This window comes from Rhodoferax ferrireducens, from assembly GCF_049302455.1.
GTDB lineage: Bacteria > Pseudomonadota > Gammaproteobacteria > Burkholderiales > Burkholderiaceae_C > Rhodoferax > Rhodoferax ferrireducens_B.
Genome location: NZ_JBAQMD010000062.1, coordinates 21,394 through 35,540, shown reverse-complemented (window position 1 = coordinate 35,540; position 14,147 = coordinate 21,394). Strand labels below are relative to the sequence as shown.

Sequence of the window (14,147 nt, the reverse complement as noted above, 5' to 3'; positions counted from 1 at the left end):
GGAACAACTTTCTTGAAAATGACCGAATTGATTATATCGGGCGGGCCTGATAGCGAAGAACCCGAAGACCGCGCCGACACCGGGCCAGACGTCGAATTACGTCAGCTGGTTTTTGGTTCAGCCCAACATGGACAGCGTCTTGACCGGGCGCTGGTTGAGTTGGTGCCGGAGTTTTCGCGCAGCTACTTGCAGCAGTTGATTGATTTGGGGGGCGTCACCATCAATGGGATCGTGATTCACAAGCCGTCAATGCGGGTCAAGGCTGCAGATGTCGGAACGATTGAATTGCGACCAACACCCCAAAGTCAGGCCTTCAAGCCGGAAGCGATGGCTCTGAATGTGGTGTTTGAGGATGAGCACCTGATGGTGATCAACAAGCCGGCGGGTCTGGTGGTTCACCCAGCCCCCGGCAACTGGAGCGGAACACTGCTCAACGGCTTGCTGGCCCACGACGCGAAGGCCATGAATATGCCACGCGCCGGGATTGTGCATCGGCTGGACAAAGATACCAGCGGTTTGATGGTGGTGGCCCGGACACGCCCGGTGATGGATGCCTTGATACGATCCATTGCGGCGCGCGAGGTGAGCCGCCAGTATATGGCGTTGGCCCATGGGCCCTGGACGGGTAATCGCCGGGTTGAAATCAACGCGCCGATCGGCCGGGATCCTCGCAACCGCTTGCGCATGGCGGTGGTGGATTTGGCCAGAAATCCCGGCAAACTGGCCAGAACAGATGTCGAACTTCTTCAGAATTGCGATCAGGGATGTTGGGTTCTGTGCACCTTGCATACAGGTCGAACCCATCAGATTCGCGTTCACATGGCAATGATCGGCCATCCGCTGGTCGCCGATGTGCTGTACGGGGGCCGTGCCGCGGCGGGCATGCAACGGCAGGCCTTGCATGCTTGCCGTCTGGCTTTTACCCACCCGGTGACCTTGGAGCCGATGGTGTTTCAAGCCAGCTTGCCCGTGGATTTGAATCTTGCGTTGGCAAACTGGGGCCTCAGTTACAATCAAACATAATGGTGAGAGAAACCAACGCCCAGGCCAGCAGCCAGGGAATGCGCGGTAGATTTGTCAATCTGCCTGCTGCGCCCCATGAATCCTACTAATTTTGCGCCTTGAGGGTGCTATTGCCGGAGTCACAAGACCATGAATACGGTGGCTGCCAAGCGCATCCTGGAAACCGCCCTGATTTGCACATCGCAACCTTTGCCCTTACGCGATATGCGGGTGCTGTTTGACGACCGGTTGGGTTTGGACACGCTCAAAGTGTTGTTGCGAGAGCTCCAGCAAGACTGGGCTCAGCGCGGGGTTGAATTGGTCAACGTGGCGAGCGGATGGCGTTTCCAGAGTCGGCCCGAAATGCGGGAGTTTCTCGACCGCTTGCACCCTGAAAAGCCGCCGCGCTACACCCGCGCGACGCTGGAAACACTGGCCATCATTGCCTACCGGCAACCGGTCACGCGCGGCGATATCGAAGATGTACGCGGTGTCACGGTTAATTCCTTGCTTATCAAACAACTTGAAGACAGGGGCTGGATTGAGGTTATTGGTCACCGGGAGACCGTTGGACGACCGGCACTTTTTGCGACGACCAAACACTTTCTCGATGATTTGGGGCTTGAGTCCCTTGACCAGTTGCCCTTGTTGGATACCCCGGAGCAGCGTACCGATGTGATGGATACGCTCCAGTCGCGCGAATCCGGCGTGCAGACTGAACTGGATATGCCGCCTTCGCTCGAAGAGAGTGTGACTAACGAAGGGGTTGCACTGCAAGCCATCGCGACAGGTGACTTGAGTACCGATGGTGAACTATTTTTCTTGAACAGGACAGAATCATGACTGTAGACAGCTCCGACACGCCAAAAGAATCAAAAGTGGACGCTCATCAACAAGCTGATACGCCGATAGTGGAAACAAATGTCACGCCAACGGCCGAGGCGTGCATGGGCGACCAATCAAAGTCGGAACAAACAACGCAGACCCCCGTGGCAGGTCAGCAGAAGTCAATGCCGATGATTTCGGAGAATCGTTTTGAGGATGTGGTGTCTGGGCAATTTGACGCAGATGAAGAATGCGCAGACACGATTGCTCTCAAGCGGGTGCTGGCGCCCTTGGCCGAAACGCCCAAGTTGCATAAAGTCCTGGCTCAGGCCGGGATGGGGTCGCGGCTGGAAATGGAACAGTTGATCATGGAAGGGCGCATTACCGTCAACAATGAACCAGCGCATATTGGGCAGCGTATTCAGTTTGGTGATCACGTTAAGGTTAATGGCAAGCCGATCAGGTTTCGAATTGATGCGCCGCCTGCACGGGTGATTGCTTATCACAAACCGGTTGGAGAAGTGGTAACCCATGACGATCCGCAGAATCGCCCGACCGTTTTTCGCCGATTGCCCAAGTTGTTTCAGGGCAAGTGGCAATCGGTGGGGCGACTTGATCTCAACACCGAAGGCTTGCTGCTGTTCACCAGTTCGGGGGAATTGGCCAATAACCTGATGCATCCCCGGTTTGGTCTGGAGCGGGAATACGCGGTCCGCGTGCTGGGGGCGTTGAACAAGGATGAGAAGCAACGTTTGCTTGATGGTGTCAAGCTGGATGATGGAGTCGCCCAATTCGGATCGATTGAAGCGGGTGGGGGTGAAGGCGCCAACTGTTGGTACCGGGTCACGATCGCTGAGGGGCGTAACCGGGAGGTTCGCCGCATGTTTGAGGCGGTGGGTCACGCGGTGAGCCGATTGATCCGAATCCGTTATGGCGCCATGATGCTGCCGCGCGGTCTCAAGCGTGGAGCCTGGATGGAGCTCGATGAGAGCGATATCAAGTCACTGATGCAGGCCGCGGGGCCGCGAAGTTCCAGTGCACAGGGGAATGAGGCTGGCGAGGGCGGCGTAGATGTTTCGCGCCGTGAAGGCGCCGAGCAGGGTCCTGGGTCACGAAACCGGCGCCGGGGCGCCCGCGGCAATGGTGCGCGCAACACAGGAAACGGTCAACGCAATCCGACAGCGGGTGGCACGCCAAAGAGTGGCGCAGGTTTTTCGCAAGGCTCGGGGCAGTCGCGGAAAAAGCAGGGGCAGACCGGGGACCGTCAAGCTGGTGCAAGTCAACCAGATCCAATGAAGACGGCCTTTGGTTACATTGGAGCGGACAGTTTTACCCGGCAACGGCAGGATCTGGGGCAACGTGGCGGCGGCAATGGTTCGGGCGGCGGGCAACGTCGCGGTGGACGGAGCCGCTAGGCTAAAATAATCGACTTTGCCCGGTGGGCACAATCTCATTTCAGTTCAGGAAAAATCATGACAATCGAACGTACTCTTTCTATCATCAAGCCCGACGCCGTGGCCAAAAATGTAATTGGTCAAATTTACGCCCGCTTTGAAGCGGCTGGCCTGAAAGTGGTCGCTGCCAAGATGGCTCATTTGTCGGCTCGTGAGGCGCAAGCGTTTTACGCCGTACATAAAGATCGTCCATTTTTCAAGGACCTGGTTGACTTCATGATCTCCGGCCCGGTCATGATTCAGGCGCTTGAAGGTGAGAATGCCGTGCTGAAGAACCGTGATCTGATGGGTGCGACCGATCCCAAGAAAGCTGCGCCTGGCACCATTCGCGCCGACTTTGCCGACAGCATCGATGCCAATGCAGTGCATGGTTCAGACGCTGCTGAAACCGCCGCCGTGGAAATCGCGTTCTTCTTTCCTGGCATGAATGTGTACAGCCGATAAAATGGCCCCCGCGCTCCATTGCGTATCGCTGCCCGCCGAGGGGGGCACGGCGCGCTTGGGGCGGCCCGGCGCCGCACAGATCCGATGACGGCCAATCTGCTTGATTTCGACCTTGATGGTTTGGCTGTTTTTTGCGAACGGCTGGGTGAGAAGCGCTATCGCGCCGTTCAGTTGTTTCGCTGGATTCATCAAAAAGGTGCCTCCAACTTTGATGACATGAGCGATCTAGCCAAGTCCTTGCGGGAGAAACTGAAAGTCTCCGCGCAGGTCAAGGCGCCCGATCTGATTTCGCAGCACATATCTTCGGACGGTACGATCAAATGGTTGTTTGACGTCGGTGGCGGCGATGCGGTTGAGGCCGTTTTTATTCCCGAGGAAGATCGCGGAACCCTGTGTATTTCATCGCAGGCTGGCTGCGCCATGGGCTGCCGTTTTTGTTCTACCGGGCATCAGGGCTTCAGCCGCAATCTTAAAACCGGTGAAATCATTGCTCAACTGTGGTTTGCAGAGCATTTTTTGCGCAAGCACCTGCAGCGTGATGAACGGGTGATCTCTAATGTTGTGATGATGGGGATGGGCGAACCCCTACAGAATTACGCCGAATTGGTGCCGGCACTGCGCGCCATGCTGGATGATCACGGCTACGGTTTGTCCCGTCGGCGAGTGACGGTTTCCACCTCGGGTGTGGTTCCAATGATGGACCGTTTGGCGCGGGACTGTCCGGTCGCACTGGCCGTGTCTTTGCATGCGCCCAATGACGCTTTGCGCGACGACTTGGTGCCCCTCAACAAAAAATACTCGCTGGCCGAGTTATTGAACGCCTGCAATCGTTATCTCGCCTACGCGCCGCGTGACTTTATTACGTTTGAATATTGCATGCTGGAGGATGTGAACGACCAGCCAGAGCATGCGCAGCAGTTGGTCAGATTGGTTCAACATTATTCAAGCGGTGGTGTTTGGTGCAAGTTCAATTTGATTCCCTTCAACCCTTTCCCTGCCTCTGGGTTGACGCGATCGACGCCACAACGCATTCAGGCTTTTGCCAAAATTTTGAGTGATGCAGGTATCGTGACCACCATCCGCAAGACGCGCGGCGATGACATCGACGCTGCATGCGGTCAACTAGCCGGTGAAGTGAAAGACCGTACCCGGGTCGGCGAGCGTATCGCGCGCCAGCGTACCTTCATGCTGAAGCCCGTGTCCGAGATCAGCACTCAGGTCAAGGAGAACTGAAGCATGTTAATGAATAATTCGGGATGGATTCAAATTGGCAAGCGCCTGTTCTGCGCTTGCTTGCTTGTCACTGGCTTGGTCGGTATTTCAGGCTGCGCTTCAAAAGTGGCGGGTGTTGACCCAACAGGCAATGGGGTCGAGATGATGACTGCTTCGGATGAGCCGGATGCCCGCAGGCGCGCTCGTATTCGGCTGGAACTCGCGGTCGGCTATTTCGAACAGGGCCAGACAACAATCGCACTCGATGAACTCAAGCAGTCCATCGCCGCCGATCCGACTTTCGGTGAAGCCTACAACTTGCGTGGTCTGATTTACATGCGGCTCAATGATTTCCGGTTCTCAGAGGAGAGTTTCAGGAAGGCGCTAAGCATCAATCCACAGAATTCAAATGTTGTGCATAACCTCGGTTGGTTGTTGTGCCAGCAGGCGAGGTACCCTGAATCGATGCTCATGTTCTCGCAGGCGCTTTCAAACCCGCAATATGGGGAGCGAGCCAAGACCTTGATGGCGCAAGGCTTATGTCAGATCGGGGCCGGGCAGGCCGCCGACGCCGAGCTTAGCCTATTGAAGTCCTATGAGTTTGATGCAGGCAACCCTGTCACGGCTTATAACCTGGCCAAATTGCTGTTTCAGCGCGATGATTTTGTTCGTGCTCGATTCTATGTGCGACGTCTCAACAACAGTGAGTTGGCTAATGCGGAGTCGCTGTGGCTTGGGGTCAAGGTGGAGCGACGTATGAACAATCGAGACGCCATGTTGCAGCTTGCCACGCAGCTACAGAAGCGTTTTCCGCAGTCTCGTGAAGCGGCCTCCTATCAACGGAGTGCCTTTGATGAATGAGCGTTTTTTGCCTGTCTCTGAAGATGTGATCCCTGTCCCTGATTCAATGGTGCATATGTCGGGCGGCGCGATGCTGCGAATGGCGCGCGAAGCACAAGGTTTGCACATCGACGCTTTGGCCGTTGGCCTCAAGGTTCCTGTCGCCAAACTGGAAGCCCTTGAAGCTGATCGATTTGACTTGTTGCCAGATACCGTTTTTGTTCGCGCTTTGGCTGCCAGCATTTGTCGTACGCTGAAGATTGATGCGGCGCCGATCCTGGAGCAACTGCCACGTACGGCGGCGCCGCTTCTCAAGACCGATGAGTCCGGAATCAACACACCATTCCGTCCGTCTGGTGATGGTTTGGGCTTGTCGTTTTGGCATCAACTCTCCAGGCCTTTTGCTCTTGCCGTGCTAGCGTTATTGCTGGGAATAGCGGTGCTTGTTTTTTTTCCTTTCAGACCGCAAACTGAGGTCGCCAGCGCACCGCAGAACGCTTCGACTGACTCGGTGCTGCCACTGTCGGTGCCGGCTTCTGCGGCCACTGAAGATTCAGTGCCCGTTGAGGTGACTGCACCAAGCTCGGCGACGAATTTTGCGCTTTCAGGGTCAGAGGCTGTCGGGGCGGAAAATTCAAACACCGCTGAAGCTTCAGCTGCGTTGCAGGGTGCTGCCAGTTCGCCGCCGGTCATCGTGCCCGGCTCTGGCGCAACAACAGGCCTGCTCATCTTCAAGGCTCGGGGTTCCTCATGGATCGAGGTGCTCGATGCCAACAGGGTCGTTCAAGTGCGCAAGACGCTGAGTGATCTTGAGGTGGTTGGTGTGTCCGGGGCCTTGCCACTGTCGGTGGTGGTTGGCCGGGCTGATGCCACGGAGGTCCAAGTCCGTGGCAAGCCTTTTGATTTGACGGGCATTGCAAAAAATAATGTGGCCCGGTTTGAGGTGAAGTAATGGAATCTTTATTACCAATCGCATCTGCGACAGCCAAGCCGCGGCGGTCCCGTCAGGCTCGGGTGGTGTGGAACGCGCGTGTGGTCACCGTCGGCGGTGATGCCCCCGTGCGTGTTCAGTCCATGACCAATACCGACACAGTCGATGTCATCGGCACGGCTATTCAGGTCAAGGAGTTGGCGCTTGCTGGTTCTGAAATGGTACGTCTGACGGTGAATACGCCAGAAGCGGCCCAGGCCGTTCCGCACATTCGCGAGCAACTTGACCGCATGGGAATTGATGTTCCCCTGATTGGCGATTTCCATTACAACGGTCATCGGCTGTTGATTGACTATCCGGCGTGCGCACAGGCCTTGTCTAAATACCGGATCAACCCCGGCAATGTTGGCAAGGGTGACAAGCGCGACAAACAGTTTGGACTGATGATTGAAGCGGCCATGCGATGGGATAAGCCGATTCGTATCGGCGTTAACTGGGGCAGCCTGGATCAGGAGTTGTTGGCGAGTTTGATGGATGAGAACAGTCGTCGTTCCTTGCCCTGGGGTGCCAAGCCGGTGATGTATGAGGCATTAATTACTTCTGCGATTGAGTCGGCCCGTCATGCCGTCAAGATGGGCATGGATGAAAACCAGATCATCCTGTCGTGCAAGGTGAGTGGTGTTCAGGATCTGATTTCCGTTTACCGTGAACTGGCCAAGCGCTGTGACTACCCGCTTCATTTGGGTTTGACCGAAGCCGGCATGGGCACCAAAGGCGCAGTGGCATCCGCCACGGCGCTCTCCATTTTGTTGCAAGAGGGAATTGGCGACACCATTCGCGTCTCCTTGACGCCCCAGCCGGGCGAATCCAGGACGCAGGAAGTTGTCATTGCGGCAGAAATTTTGCAGGCGCTGGAGTTGAGGTCATTTGTTCCCAGTGTCACGGCCTGTCCCGGTTGTGGCCGCACGACCAGCACCACGTTTCAGGAACTCACCCAGCAGATTGAAGGTTATCTGCGGGCCCAGATGCCAGTCTGGCGTGAAAAATATCCGGGCGTGGAAAAGCTCAAGGTGGCGGTAATGGGTTGTATCGTCAATGGACCTGGCGAAAGCAAGCAAGCCGATATCGGCATCAGTCTGCCCGGTACGGGGGAGGCCCCTGCTGCGCCCGTCTTCATTGATGGTGAAAAGCGTTTGACCTTGCGCGGCGACGCCATTGCGCAAGAATTTCAGAAAATTGTTGAAAACTATGTTGAGAAACGTTTTGGTGTGCAAACGGCAACCGAATCGTCCTGATTAAGCCCATGAGTGAACAATCTGTTGCCGCCAGGCAGGAAAAATTGACTGCCATCAAGGGTATGAATGATGTGTTGCCGCCTGATTCTGCTGCTGTTGAATGGCTGGAGGCCAAAGTGCGAGCCTTGATGGCGTGTTATGCGTACCGGAACATTCGCACGCCCATTGTGGAGCGCACGCCGCTGTTTATTCGCGGCCTGGGTCAAGTCACTGATATTGTCGAAAAAGAGATGTATTCTTTCGAAGACAGCCTCAATGGGGACCTGTTGACGCTGCGACCGGAAGCCACTGCCGGTGTGGTGCGGGCAGTCGTGGAGCATTCCATGTTGTACGACGGCGGAAAGCGGCTGTATTACATCGGCCCGATGTTTCGTCATGAGCGGCCCCAGCGTGGGCGCTATCGGCAGTTTGATCAGATTGGCGCCGAGGCCCTTGGATTTTCTGGCGCAGAGGTGGATGCAGAGCTGATTTTGCTGGCCGTAGCGCTATGGAAGGATTTAGGGTTGACAGACGTTCGGCTTGAACTCAACAGTCTGGGCCAACCGCAGGAACGCCTGGCACATCGGCAAGCGTTGATTAACCACTTTGAGCGCTACGCTGATGTCCTGGATGAAGATGCCAAGCGGCGCCTTTACAGCAATCCGCTTCGGATTCTCGACACCAAAAACCCGGCGATGCAAACCGTGGTCGAGTCGGCACCCAGACCACTTGATTACTTGGGCGAGGCGTCACTCGCTCATTTCAACACGTTGAAGACAATTTTGGATGCCAACGGCGTTGCCTACATCGTTAATCCACGCCTGGTTCGCGGTATGGATTACTACAACCTCACGGTATTCGAATTCACGACCGATCGCCTGGGTTCCCAGGGAACGGTATGTGCCGGCGGTCGCTATGACTATCTGATCGAGCAACTGGGCGGCAAGCCGGCGCCGGCTGTCGGCTGGGCTCTAGGCGTTGATCGGGTACTTGAACTTATCCGGGAACAAGGCTTGGACAGTGTCGTGCCACCGCTCGATGCCTATGCCATCGTGCCTGATGTTGAGGCCCTGCCTTTGGTACTGCAGACACTGCAAACGCTACGGACGGCGGGGGTTAGTGTTCAGATGCATACTAACTCGGGTGACGGGATGGGCAGCATGAAATCCCAATTCAAACGCGCCGATGGCAGTGGCGCCCGGTTTGCCCTTGTTTTTGGTGCTGATGAAATAGCAAAAAATCTGGTCATCGTTAAATCACTGCGTGATGGCAGTGGCGCACAAGTCAGCCAATCGCTAACAGACGTGCTGGGCTGGTCGTCCACCCTACAATCGCAAACTTAATCAAAAAAAATCTCATGGCAAATCAATTAGATCTCGAAGAACAAGAACAACTTGACCAACTCAAACATTTTTGGAAGAGTTACGGCAATGCGATTACCTGGGCTCTGATTCTGGTGTTGGGTGCGTTTGCCAGCTGGAATTTCTACCAGTATTGGCAGCGTAATCAGGCCACGCAGGCAGCCGCCATGTATGACGAAGTGGAGCGTGTCGTGACTTCGGCAGACACTGCAAAAATTGACCGGGCTTTTGCAGACATGAAAGACCGTTTTGCATCAACGACTTACGCCCATCAGGCCGGGCTTCTGGTCGCCAAGTATTATTACAGTGTGGGTAATGTGCGAGCCGCCAAGTCGGCGTTGGGCTGGGTCGTGGACAAGAGTTCGGACACTGGTTACCAGGCCATTGCGAAGCTGCGATTGGCAGGCCTGTTGATGGACTCCAAAGCTTTTGACGAGGCCTTGCAACAATTGAGTGGATCATTCCCAGCCAGTTTTGAGGCGCTGGTGGCAGATCGCAAAGGTGACATCCTGTTGCTGCAAGGCAAGAAAAAAGACGCAATTGCAGAATACGAAAATGCTTTTAAAAATTTTGATCAGCGTACCGAGTACCGGCGCTTGGTGGAAGTTAAGTTGAACTCGCTCGGGGTTGACCCGTTGGCGGGCAGTCATGTTGCTGCGTTGACAAATGCTGGCGCCGGACCCGCGGTGATCGCGCCGACATCGGAAGGGACAAAGTGAAGCTTGTTAATCTATCAACTGCAGCCACAAAGGTCGCTGTTTGCCTGGTCGTAGTGGGTTCCCTCATCAGTTGTTCGAGTACGCCAGACAAACCCAAACCAGTCGAGTTGGCGCCCAACGCGGGTCTGCTGGGTGTGCGTTTAGCGTGGACCGCGAAAGTGGGGGCCGTCGACTTCCCGCTGGATGTCAAAGTTAACAATGGCACGGTGGCGGTGGCCAGTTCGGATGGCGTTGTGGCCATGTTGGACGCGCGCACGGGCGCAGAGCTATGGCGTACCAATGTCGGTAGCCAGATTGCAGCGGGCGTGGGAAGCGATGGCAGATTTGCCGCCGTGGTAACGCGTGGCAATGAGTTGATTGCCTTGGATGGTGGACGCGAGATTTGGCGTCAAAAACTACCGGCCCAAGGTTTTACGGCCCCGCTGGTGGCGGGTGGGCGCGTTTTTGTGCTGGCCGCTGATCGGTCAGTCACTGCTTTTGACGGTCTTTCGGGGCGCAAACTCTGGACACAGCAGCGTCCCGGAGAGTCCTTGGTGCTGCGTCAGGCGGGCGTCTTGCTGGCCGTTGGCGATACGCTGGTGGCGGGCTTATCTGGACGACTCGTCGGCATCAACCCATCCAACGGTGCCATTCCGTGGGAGTCCCCCATTGCCTCACCACGTGGCACCAACGATATCGAGCGGCTGGTGGATTTGGTTGGACGTGTCAGCCGCGATGGCGATGTGGTGTGCGCGCGCGCCTTCCAGGCGACTGTTGGGTGTGCCAATGCAGCCCGTGGCACCTTGCTTTGGACCAAGCCTGCGTTTGGCTACACGGGTGTTCATGGTGATGACAAGTATGTTTATGGTGTCGAGAGTGACGGGAAAATCATGGCTTGGCGACGTATCGACGGTGAGCGCGCCTGGGTGTCTGAGCGTCTGCGCTACCGCAGTCTGACGGCCCCGTTGGTTGTGGGGCGTTCAATCGCGGTGGGCGATGATGCGGGCCTCGTTCATTTGCTCTCGCGTGAAGACGGGTCTGCCCTGACGCGCGTCGCAACCGATGGCTCGGCGGTGGTTGCGGCACCGGTGCTGGCTGTGGGCACGCTGGTGGTCGTCACGCGCAGTGGTGGCGTTTTCGGATTTGTGCCAGAGTAACGGCAAGATTCCAGATCATGAAACCTGTTGTAGCCTTGGTCGGTCGCCCTAATGTGGGTAAATCGACGCTTTTTAATCGACTGACCAAGTCGCGGGACGCCATCGTGGCTGATTTCGCCGGACTGACCCGTGACCGTCATTACGGCAACGCAAAGCAGGGCAAGCACGAGTTTATCGTCATCGACACGGGTGGGTTTGAACCCGATGCTGCCGGTGGCATTTTCAAGGAAATGGCGAAACAGACGACGCAGGCCGTTGCCGAAGCCGATGTTGTGATTTTTGTGGTGGATGCGCGGGAAGGCATTTCGGCGCAGGACCACGAGATAGCCAAGTATCTTCGCCGCCTCGGCAAACCCTGTGTGCTGGCAGCGAACAAGGCCGAGGGCATGCTGGCAGGCGCCCAACTGGTTGAATTCTTTGAGTTGGGTCTTGGCGAGGTCCATGCGATCTCGGCCGCGCACGGCCAGGGTATTCGCACGCTGGTAGATTTGGCCCTGGCGCCGCTTCATTTGGAAGATCAGGACGTTGCTGATGAGCAACGCGATCCTGGCATCATCAAACTGGCGGTGGCGGGTCGCCCCAATGTGGGAAAGTCAACCTTGATCAACACCTGGCTGGGTGAAGAGCGCCTGGTTGCGTTTGACTTGCCGGGGACGACGCGGGATGCGATTTCCGTGCCGTTTGAGCGCAACGGCCAAAGATTTGAACTGGTTGATACCGCCGGTCTGCGCCGCCGCGGCAAAGTGTTTGAGGCCATCGAGAAATTCTCGGTCGTCAAAACTCTGCAAGCGATTGAGTCATCCAACGTTGTGTTGTTGTTGATTGATGCCACCCAGGGGGTTACGGACCAGGATGCTCACATTGCTGGTTACATTCTTGAAAATGGACGGGCCGTGGTGATCGCTGTGAACAAATGGGATGCGGTGGATGAGTATCAGCGCGAGCTCGTTAAACGCTCGATTGAGACCCGTTTGCCGTTCTTGAAGTTTGCCACCATGCACTTGATATCCGCCACAAAAAGGCAAGGTTTGGGGCCGCTGTGGGCTTCCATCGCACAAGCTTACAAGGCGGCCAATTGCAAGATGTCAACACCGATATTGACGCGTCTGTTGATGGAGGCGGTTCAGTTTCAGAGCCCCAAACGTTCGGGCATGTTTCGCCCGAAATTGCGCTATGCCCATCAAGGCGGCATGAATCCGCCAGTAATTATTATTCATGGCAATTCGCTAGAGCATGTAACCGATGCCTATAAACGCTTTCTGGAAGGTCGTTTTCGTAAAGAATTTGACTTGGTTGGCACACCCATGCGCATTGAGTTCAAATCATCGACCAATCCCTACGCCGATAAAGCTGTGGCTTGAATGCTGGCCGGACTGGCGCCAGTCTTGGCAGGGCAGGTGCTTTTTTCACCTGATAAGTGACCGCGCAGGCGGGTCCGATTTATTGTGGGTTTAAGCTTTCCGCTCCAGAGATCACACTTTGCTGTGGTATCGTCAATGCTTCTTTAATTTTTGAACACGGAGAATATCGTGAGCAACAAAGGTCAGCTACTCCAAGACCCTTTTCTCAACGCTTTGCGTCGAGAACATGTACCGGTCTCCATTTATCTCGTCAACGGAATCAAGCTGCAAGGTCAGATTGAATCTTTTGACCAGTATGTCGTCTTGCTTCGCAACACGGTCACTCAAATGGTTTACAAACACGCTATCTCCACCATTGTGCCGGGGCGTGCTGTGAATTTTTCAACCGGTGAGGGTGACGAACCTGCAGCCGCCTGATCGTCAGTCTGCCCCGACCCTCTTGGTGGGGGTTGATTTCGGATACCCCAATTTTGATGGTGAACTCGCAGAATTGGGTTTGCTGGCGCAGACGGCAGGATTAAACCCCGTAGCCCGGATCACCTGCAAACGCAAAGCACCCGATGCCGCTTTGTTTGTGGGCAGTGGTAAAGCCGATGAAATCAAATTGCTGGCCACTCAGTCTGGCGCGGTTGAGGTGCTTTTCGATCAAAGTTTAAGCCCGGCGCAGCAGCGCAATCTCGAACGTCATCTTGAACTGCCGGTCAATGACCGCACGCTTCTGATTCTTGAAATTTTCGGTCAGAGAGCGCGCAGCCATGAAGGCAAGCTGCAGGTCGAACTGGCTCGCCTGCAGTACTTGAGCACACGCCTGGTGCGCCGGTGGTCTCACCTGGAGCGTCAGAGCGGCGGCATTGGCATGCGCGGTGGCCCCGGTGAAAGCCAAATCGAACTGGATCGCCGGATGATTGGCGACAACATCAAAAAGATCAAAGAGCGTCTGCTCAAGGTCAAGAAGCAACGGCAGACGCAGCGGCGTCAACGCGAGCGCCGTGAGGCCTTCAATATTTCCCTGGTCGGCTATACCAACGCTGGTAAATCCACGCTGTTCAATGCCTTGGTCAAAGCTCGAACGTACACGGCAGATCAGCTGTTTGCAACCCTTGACACCACCACACGCCAGCTGTATCTGGGTGAGGCTGGACGTTCGATTTCGCTCTCTGATACCGTGGGGTTTATTCGGGACCTGCCGCATGGGCTGATTGATGCATTTCAGGCCACGCTGCAAGAGGCGGTTGATGCTGACTTGCTACTGCATGTGGTCGATGCTGCCAGTCCTCAATTTTTGGAACAGATTGCCGAGGTGCAGCGCGTACTGGGTGAAATTGGTGCAGCCGATATCCCACAGATATTAGTTTTCAATAAGCTTGACGCCATTGACCCGGCGCAGCATCCCTTGCAACTGGAAGATGTTTTTGATTTAAACGGAGTTCCAACACCACGCGTATTTTTGAGTGCCAAAAATGGTGAGGGTGTTGCGGCGCTGCGCCAGCAGTTGGCGCGCAGGGTGAGCGGGGACGCCTTGCCCGATACAGGTGCTGCGTAATTCCCTGAATATCATGAGGTGGCCTGCGGATTGGTCACAATGCCT

14 protein-coding genes are annotated in these 14,147 nt (G+C 55.8%); all 14 read left to right on the top strand.

Annotated features, from left to right (window positions below):
* The first annotated feature begins 18 nt into the window (after positions 1-18).
* The 14 genes from WA157_RS10965 (at position 19) to hflX (ending at position 14,102) form a co-directional block, all read left to right on the top strand.
* Positions 19-1,023 carry an RluA family pseudouridine synthase gene (locus tag WA157_RS10965; RefSeq protein ID WP_422620988.1) on the top strand — a complete coding sequence of 335 codons (1,005 nt, stop codon included), beginning with the start codon at positions 19-21 and terminating at the stop codon, positions 1,021-1,023.
* Positions 1,024-1,152: 129 nt separating this feature from the next.
* Positions 1,153-1,845, top strand: a complete 693-nt coding sequence (gene scpB, locus WA157_RS10960) for an SMC-Scp complex subunit ScpB (protein WP_422620987.1) — start codon at positions 1,153-1,155, stop codon at positions 1,843-1,845.
* Positions 1,842-3,242, top strand: coding sequence for a pseudouridine synthase (locus WA157_RS10955; RefSeq protein WP_422620986.1), 1,401 nt, complete (start codon positions 1,842-1,844; stop codon positions 3,240-3,242). Before scpB ends, WA157_RS10955 begins: the two co-directional genes overlap by 4 nt.
* A gap of 57 nt (positions 3,243-3,299) precedes the next feature.
* The gene (gene ndk / locus WA157_RS10950; RefSeq protein ID WP_296482098.1) at positions 3,300-3,725 is read left to right on the top strand and encodes a nucleoside-diphosphate kinase; all 426 of its coding nucleotides are present in this window, start codon (positions 3,300-3,302) and stop codon (positions 3,723-3,725) included.
* A gap of 84 nt (positions 3,726-3,809) precedes the next feature.
* Complete coding sequence (gene rlmN, locus WA157_RS10945) at positions 3,810-4,958, top strand: 23S rRNA (adenine(2503)-C(2))-methyltransferase RlmN (protein WP_422620985.1); 1,149 nt, start codon at positions 3,810-3,812, stop codon at positions 4,956-4,958.
* Positions 4,959-4,961: 3 nt separating this feature from the next.
* Positions 4,962-5,798, top strand: a complete 837-nt coding sequence (pilW, locus tag WA157_RS10940; RefSeq protein ID WP_422620984.1) for a type IV pilus biogenesis/stability protein PilW — start codon at positions 4,962-4,964, stop codon at positions 5,796-5,798.
* Positions 5,791-6,729 (top strand): helix-turn-helix domain-containing protein, encoded by a 939-nt coding sequence (locus WA157_RS10935; protein WP_422620983.1) that lies wholly within the window; start codon positions 5,791-5,793, stop codon positions 6,727-6,729. The genes pilW and WA157_RS10935 overlap by 8 nt, the downstream gene beginning before the upstream one ends.
* On the top strand, positions 6,729-8,003 hold the full coding sequence (gene ispG, locus WA157_RS10930; protein WP_422620982.1) for a flavodoxin-dependent (E)-4-hydroxy-3-methylbut-2-enyl-diphosphate synthase: 1,275 nt from the start codon (positions 6,729-6,731) through the stop codon (positions 8,001-8,003). The genes WA157_RS10935 and ispG overlap by 1 nt, the downstream gene beginning before the upstream one ends.
* An 8-nt stretch (positions 8,004-8,011) precedes the next feature.
* Positions 8,012-9,325: a histidine--tRNA ligase gene (gene hisS, locus WA157_RS10925; RefSeq protein ID WP_422620981.1), complete on the top strand. Its 1,314-nt coding sequence runs from the start codon at positions 8,012-8,014 to the stop codon at positions 9,323-9,325.
* 14 nt (positions 9,326-9,339) lie between these two features.
* Complete coding sequence (locus WA157_RS10920; RefSeq protein ID WP_422620980.1) at positions 9,340-10,062, top strand: YfgM family protein; 723 nt, start codon at positions 9,340-9,342, stop codon at positions 10,060-10,062.
* On the top strand, positions 10,059-11,198 hold the full coding sequence (bamB, locus tag WA157_RS10915) for an outer membrane protein assembly factor BamB (protein ID WP_422620979.1): 1,140 nt from the start codon (positions 10,059-10,061) through the stop codon (positions 11,196-11,198). Before WA157_RS10920 ends, bamB begins: the two co-directional genes overlap by 4 nt.
* Positions 11,199-11,215: 17 nt before the next feature.
* On the top strand, positions 11,216-12,559 hold the full coding sequence (der, locus tag WA157_RS10910) for a ribosome biogenesis GTPase Der (protein WP_422620978.1): 1,344 nt from the start codon (positions 11,216-11,218) through the stop codon (positions 12,557-12,559).
* A gap of 168 nt (positions 12,560-12,727) precedes the next feature.
* Entirely contained in the window at positions 12,728-12,976 is a 249-nt protein-coding gene (gene hfq / locus WA157_RS10905) for an RNA chaperone Hfq (RefSeq protein WP_011464588.1), read from the top strand.
* On the top strand, positions 12,954-14,102 hold the full coding sequence (hflX, locus tag WA157_RS10900) for a GTPase HflX (RefSeq protein ID WP_422620977.1): 1,149 nt from the start codon (positions 12,954-12,956) through the stop codon (positions 14,100-14,102). The genes hfq and hflX overlap by 23 nt, the downstream gene beginning before the upstream one ends.
* Positions 14,103-14,147: the final 45 nt, after the last annotated feature.

Excerpts from the sequence above, each read along its gene's own strand:
- WA157_RS10965 (WP_422620988.1), top strand. The coding sequence starts at position 19 with ATGACCGAATTGATTATATCGGGCGGGCCTGATAGCGAAGAACCCGAA.
- scpB (WP_422620987.1), top strand. The coding sequence starts at position 1,153 with ATGAATACGGTGGCTGCCAAGCGCATCCTGGAAACCGCCCTGATTTGC.
- WA157_RS10955 (WP_422620986.1), top strand. The coding sequence starts at position 1,842 with ATGACTGTAGACAGCTCCGACACGCCAAAAGAATCAAAAGTGGACGCT.
- ndk (WP_296482098.1), top strand. The coding sequence starts at position 3,300 with ATGACAATCGAACGTACTCTTTCTATCATCAAGCCCGACGCCGTGGCC.
- rlmN (WP_422620985.1), top strand. The coding sequence starts at position 3,810 with ATGACGGCCAATCTGCTTGATTTCGACCTTGATGGTTTGGCTGTTTTT.
- pilW (WP_422620984.1), top strand. The coding sequence starts at position 4,962 with ATGTTAATGAATAATTCGGGATGGATTCAAATTGGCAAGCGCCTGTTC.
- WA157_RS10935 (WP_422620983.1), top strand. The coding sequence starts at position 5,791 with ATGAATGAGCGTTTTTTGCCTGTCTCTGAAGATGTGATCCCTGTCCCT.
- ispG (WP_422620982.1), top strand. The coding sequence starts at position 6,729 with ATGGAATCTTTATTACCAATCGCATCTGCGACAGCCAAGCCGCGGCGG.
- hisS (WP_422620981.1), top strand. The coding sequence starts at position 8,012 with ATGAGTGAACAATCTGTTGCCGCCAGGCAGGAAAAATTGACTGCCATC.
- WA157_RS10920 (WP_422620980.1), top strand. The coding sequence starts at position 9,340 with ATGGCAAATCAATTAGATCTCGAAGAACAAGAACAACTTGACCAACTC.
- der (WP_422620978.1), top strand. The coding sequence starts at position 11,216 with ATGAAACCTGTTGTAGCCTTGGTCGGTCGCCCTAATGTGGGTAAATCG.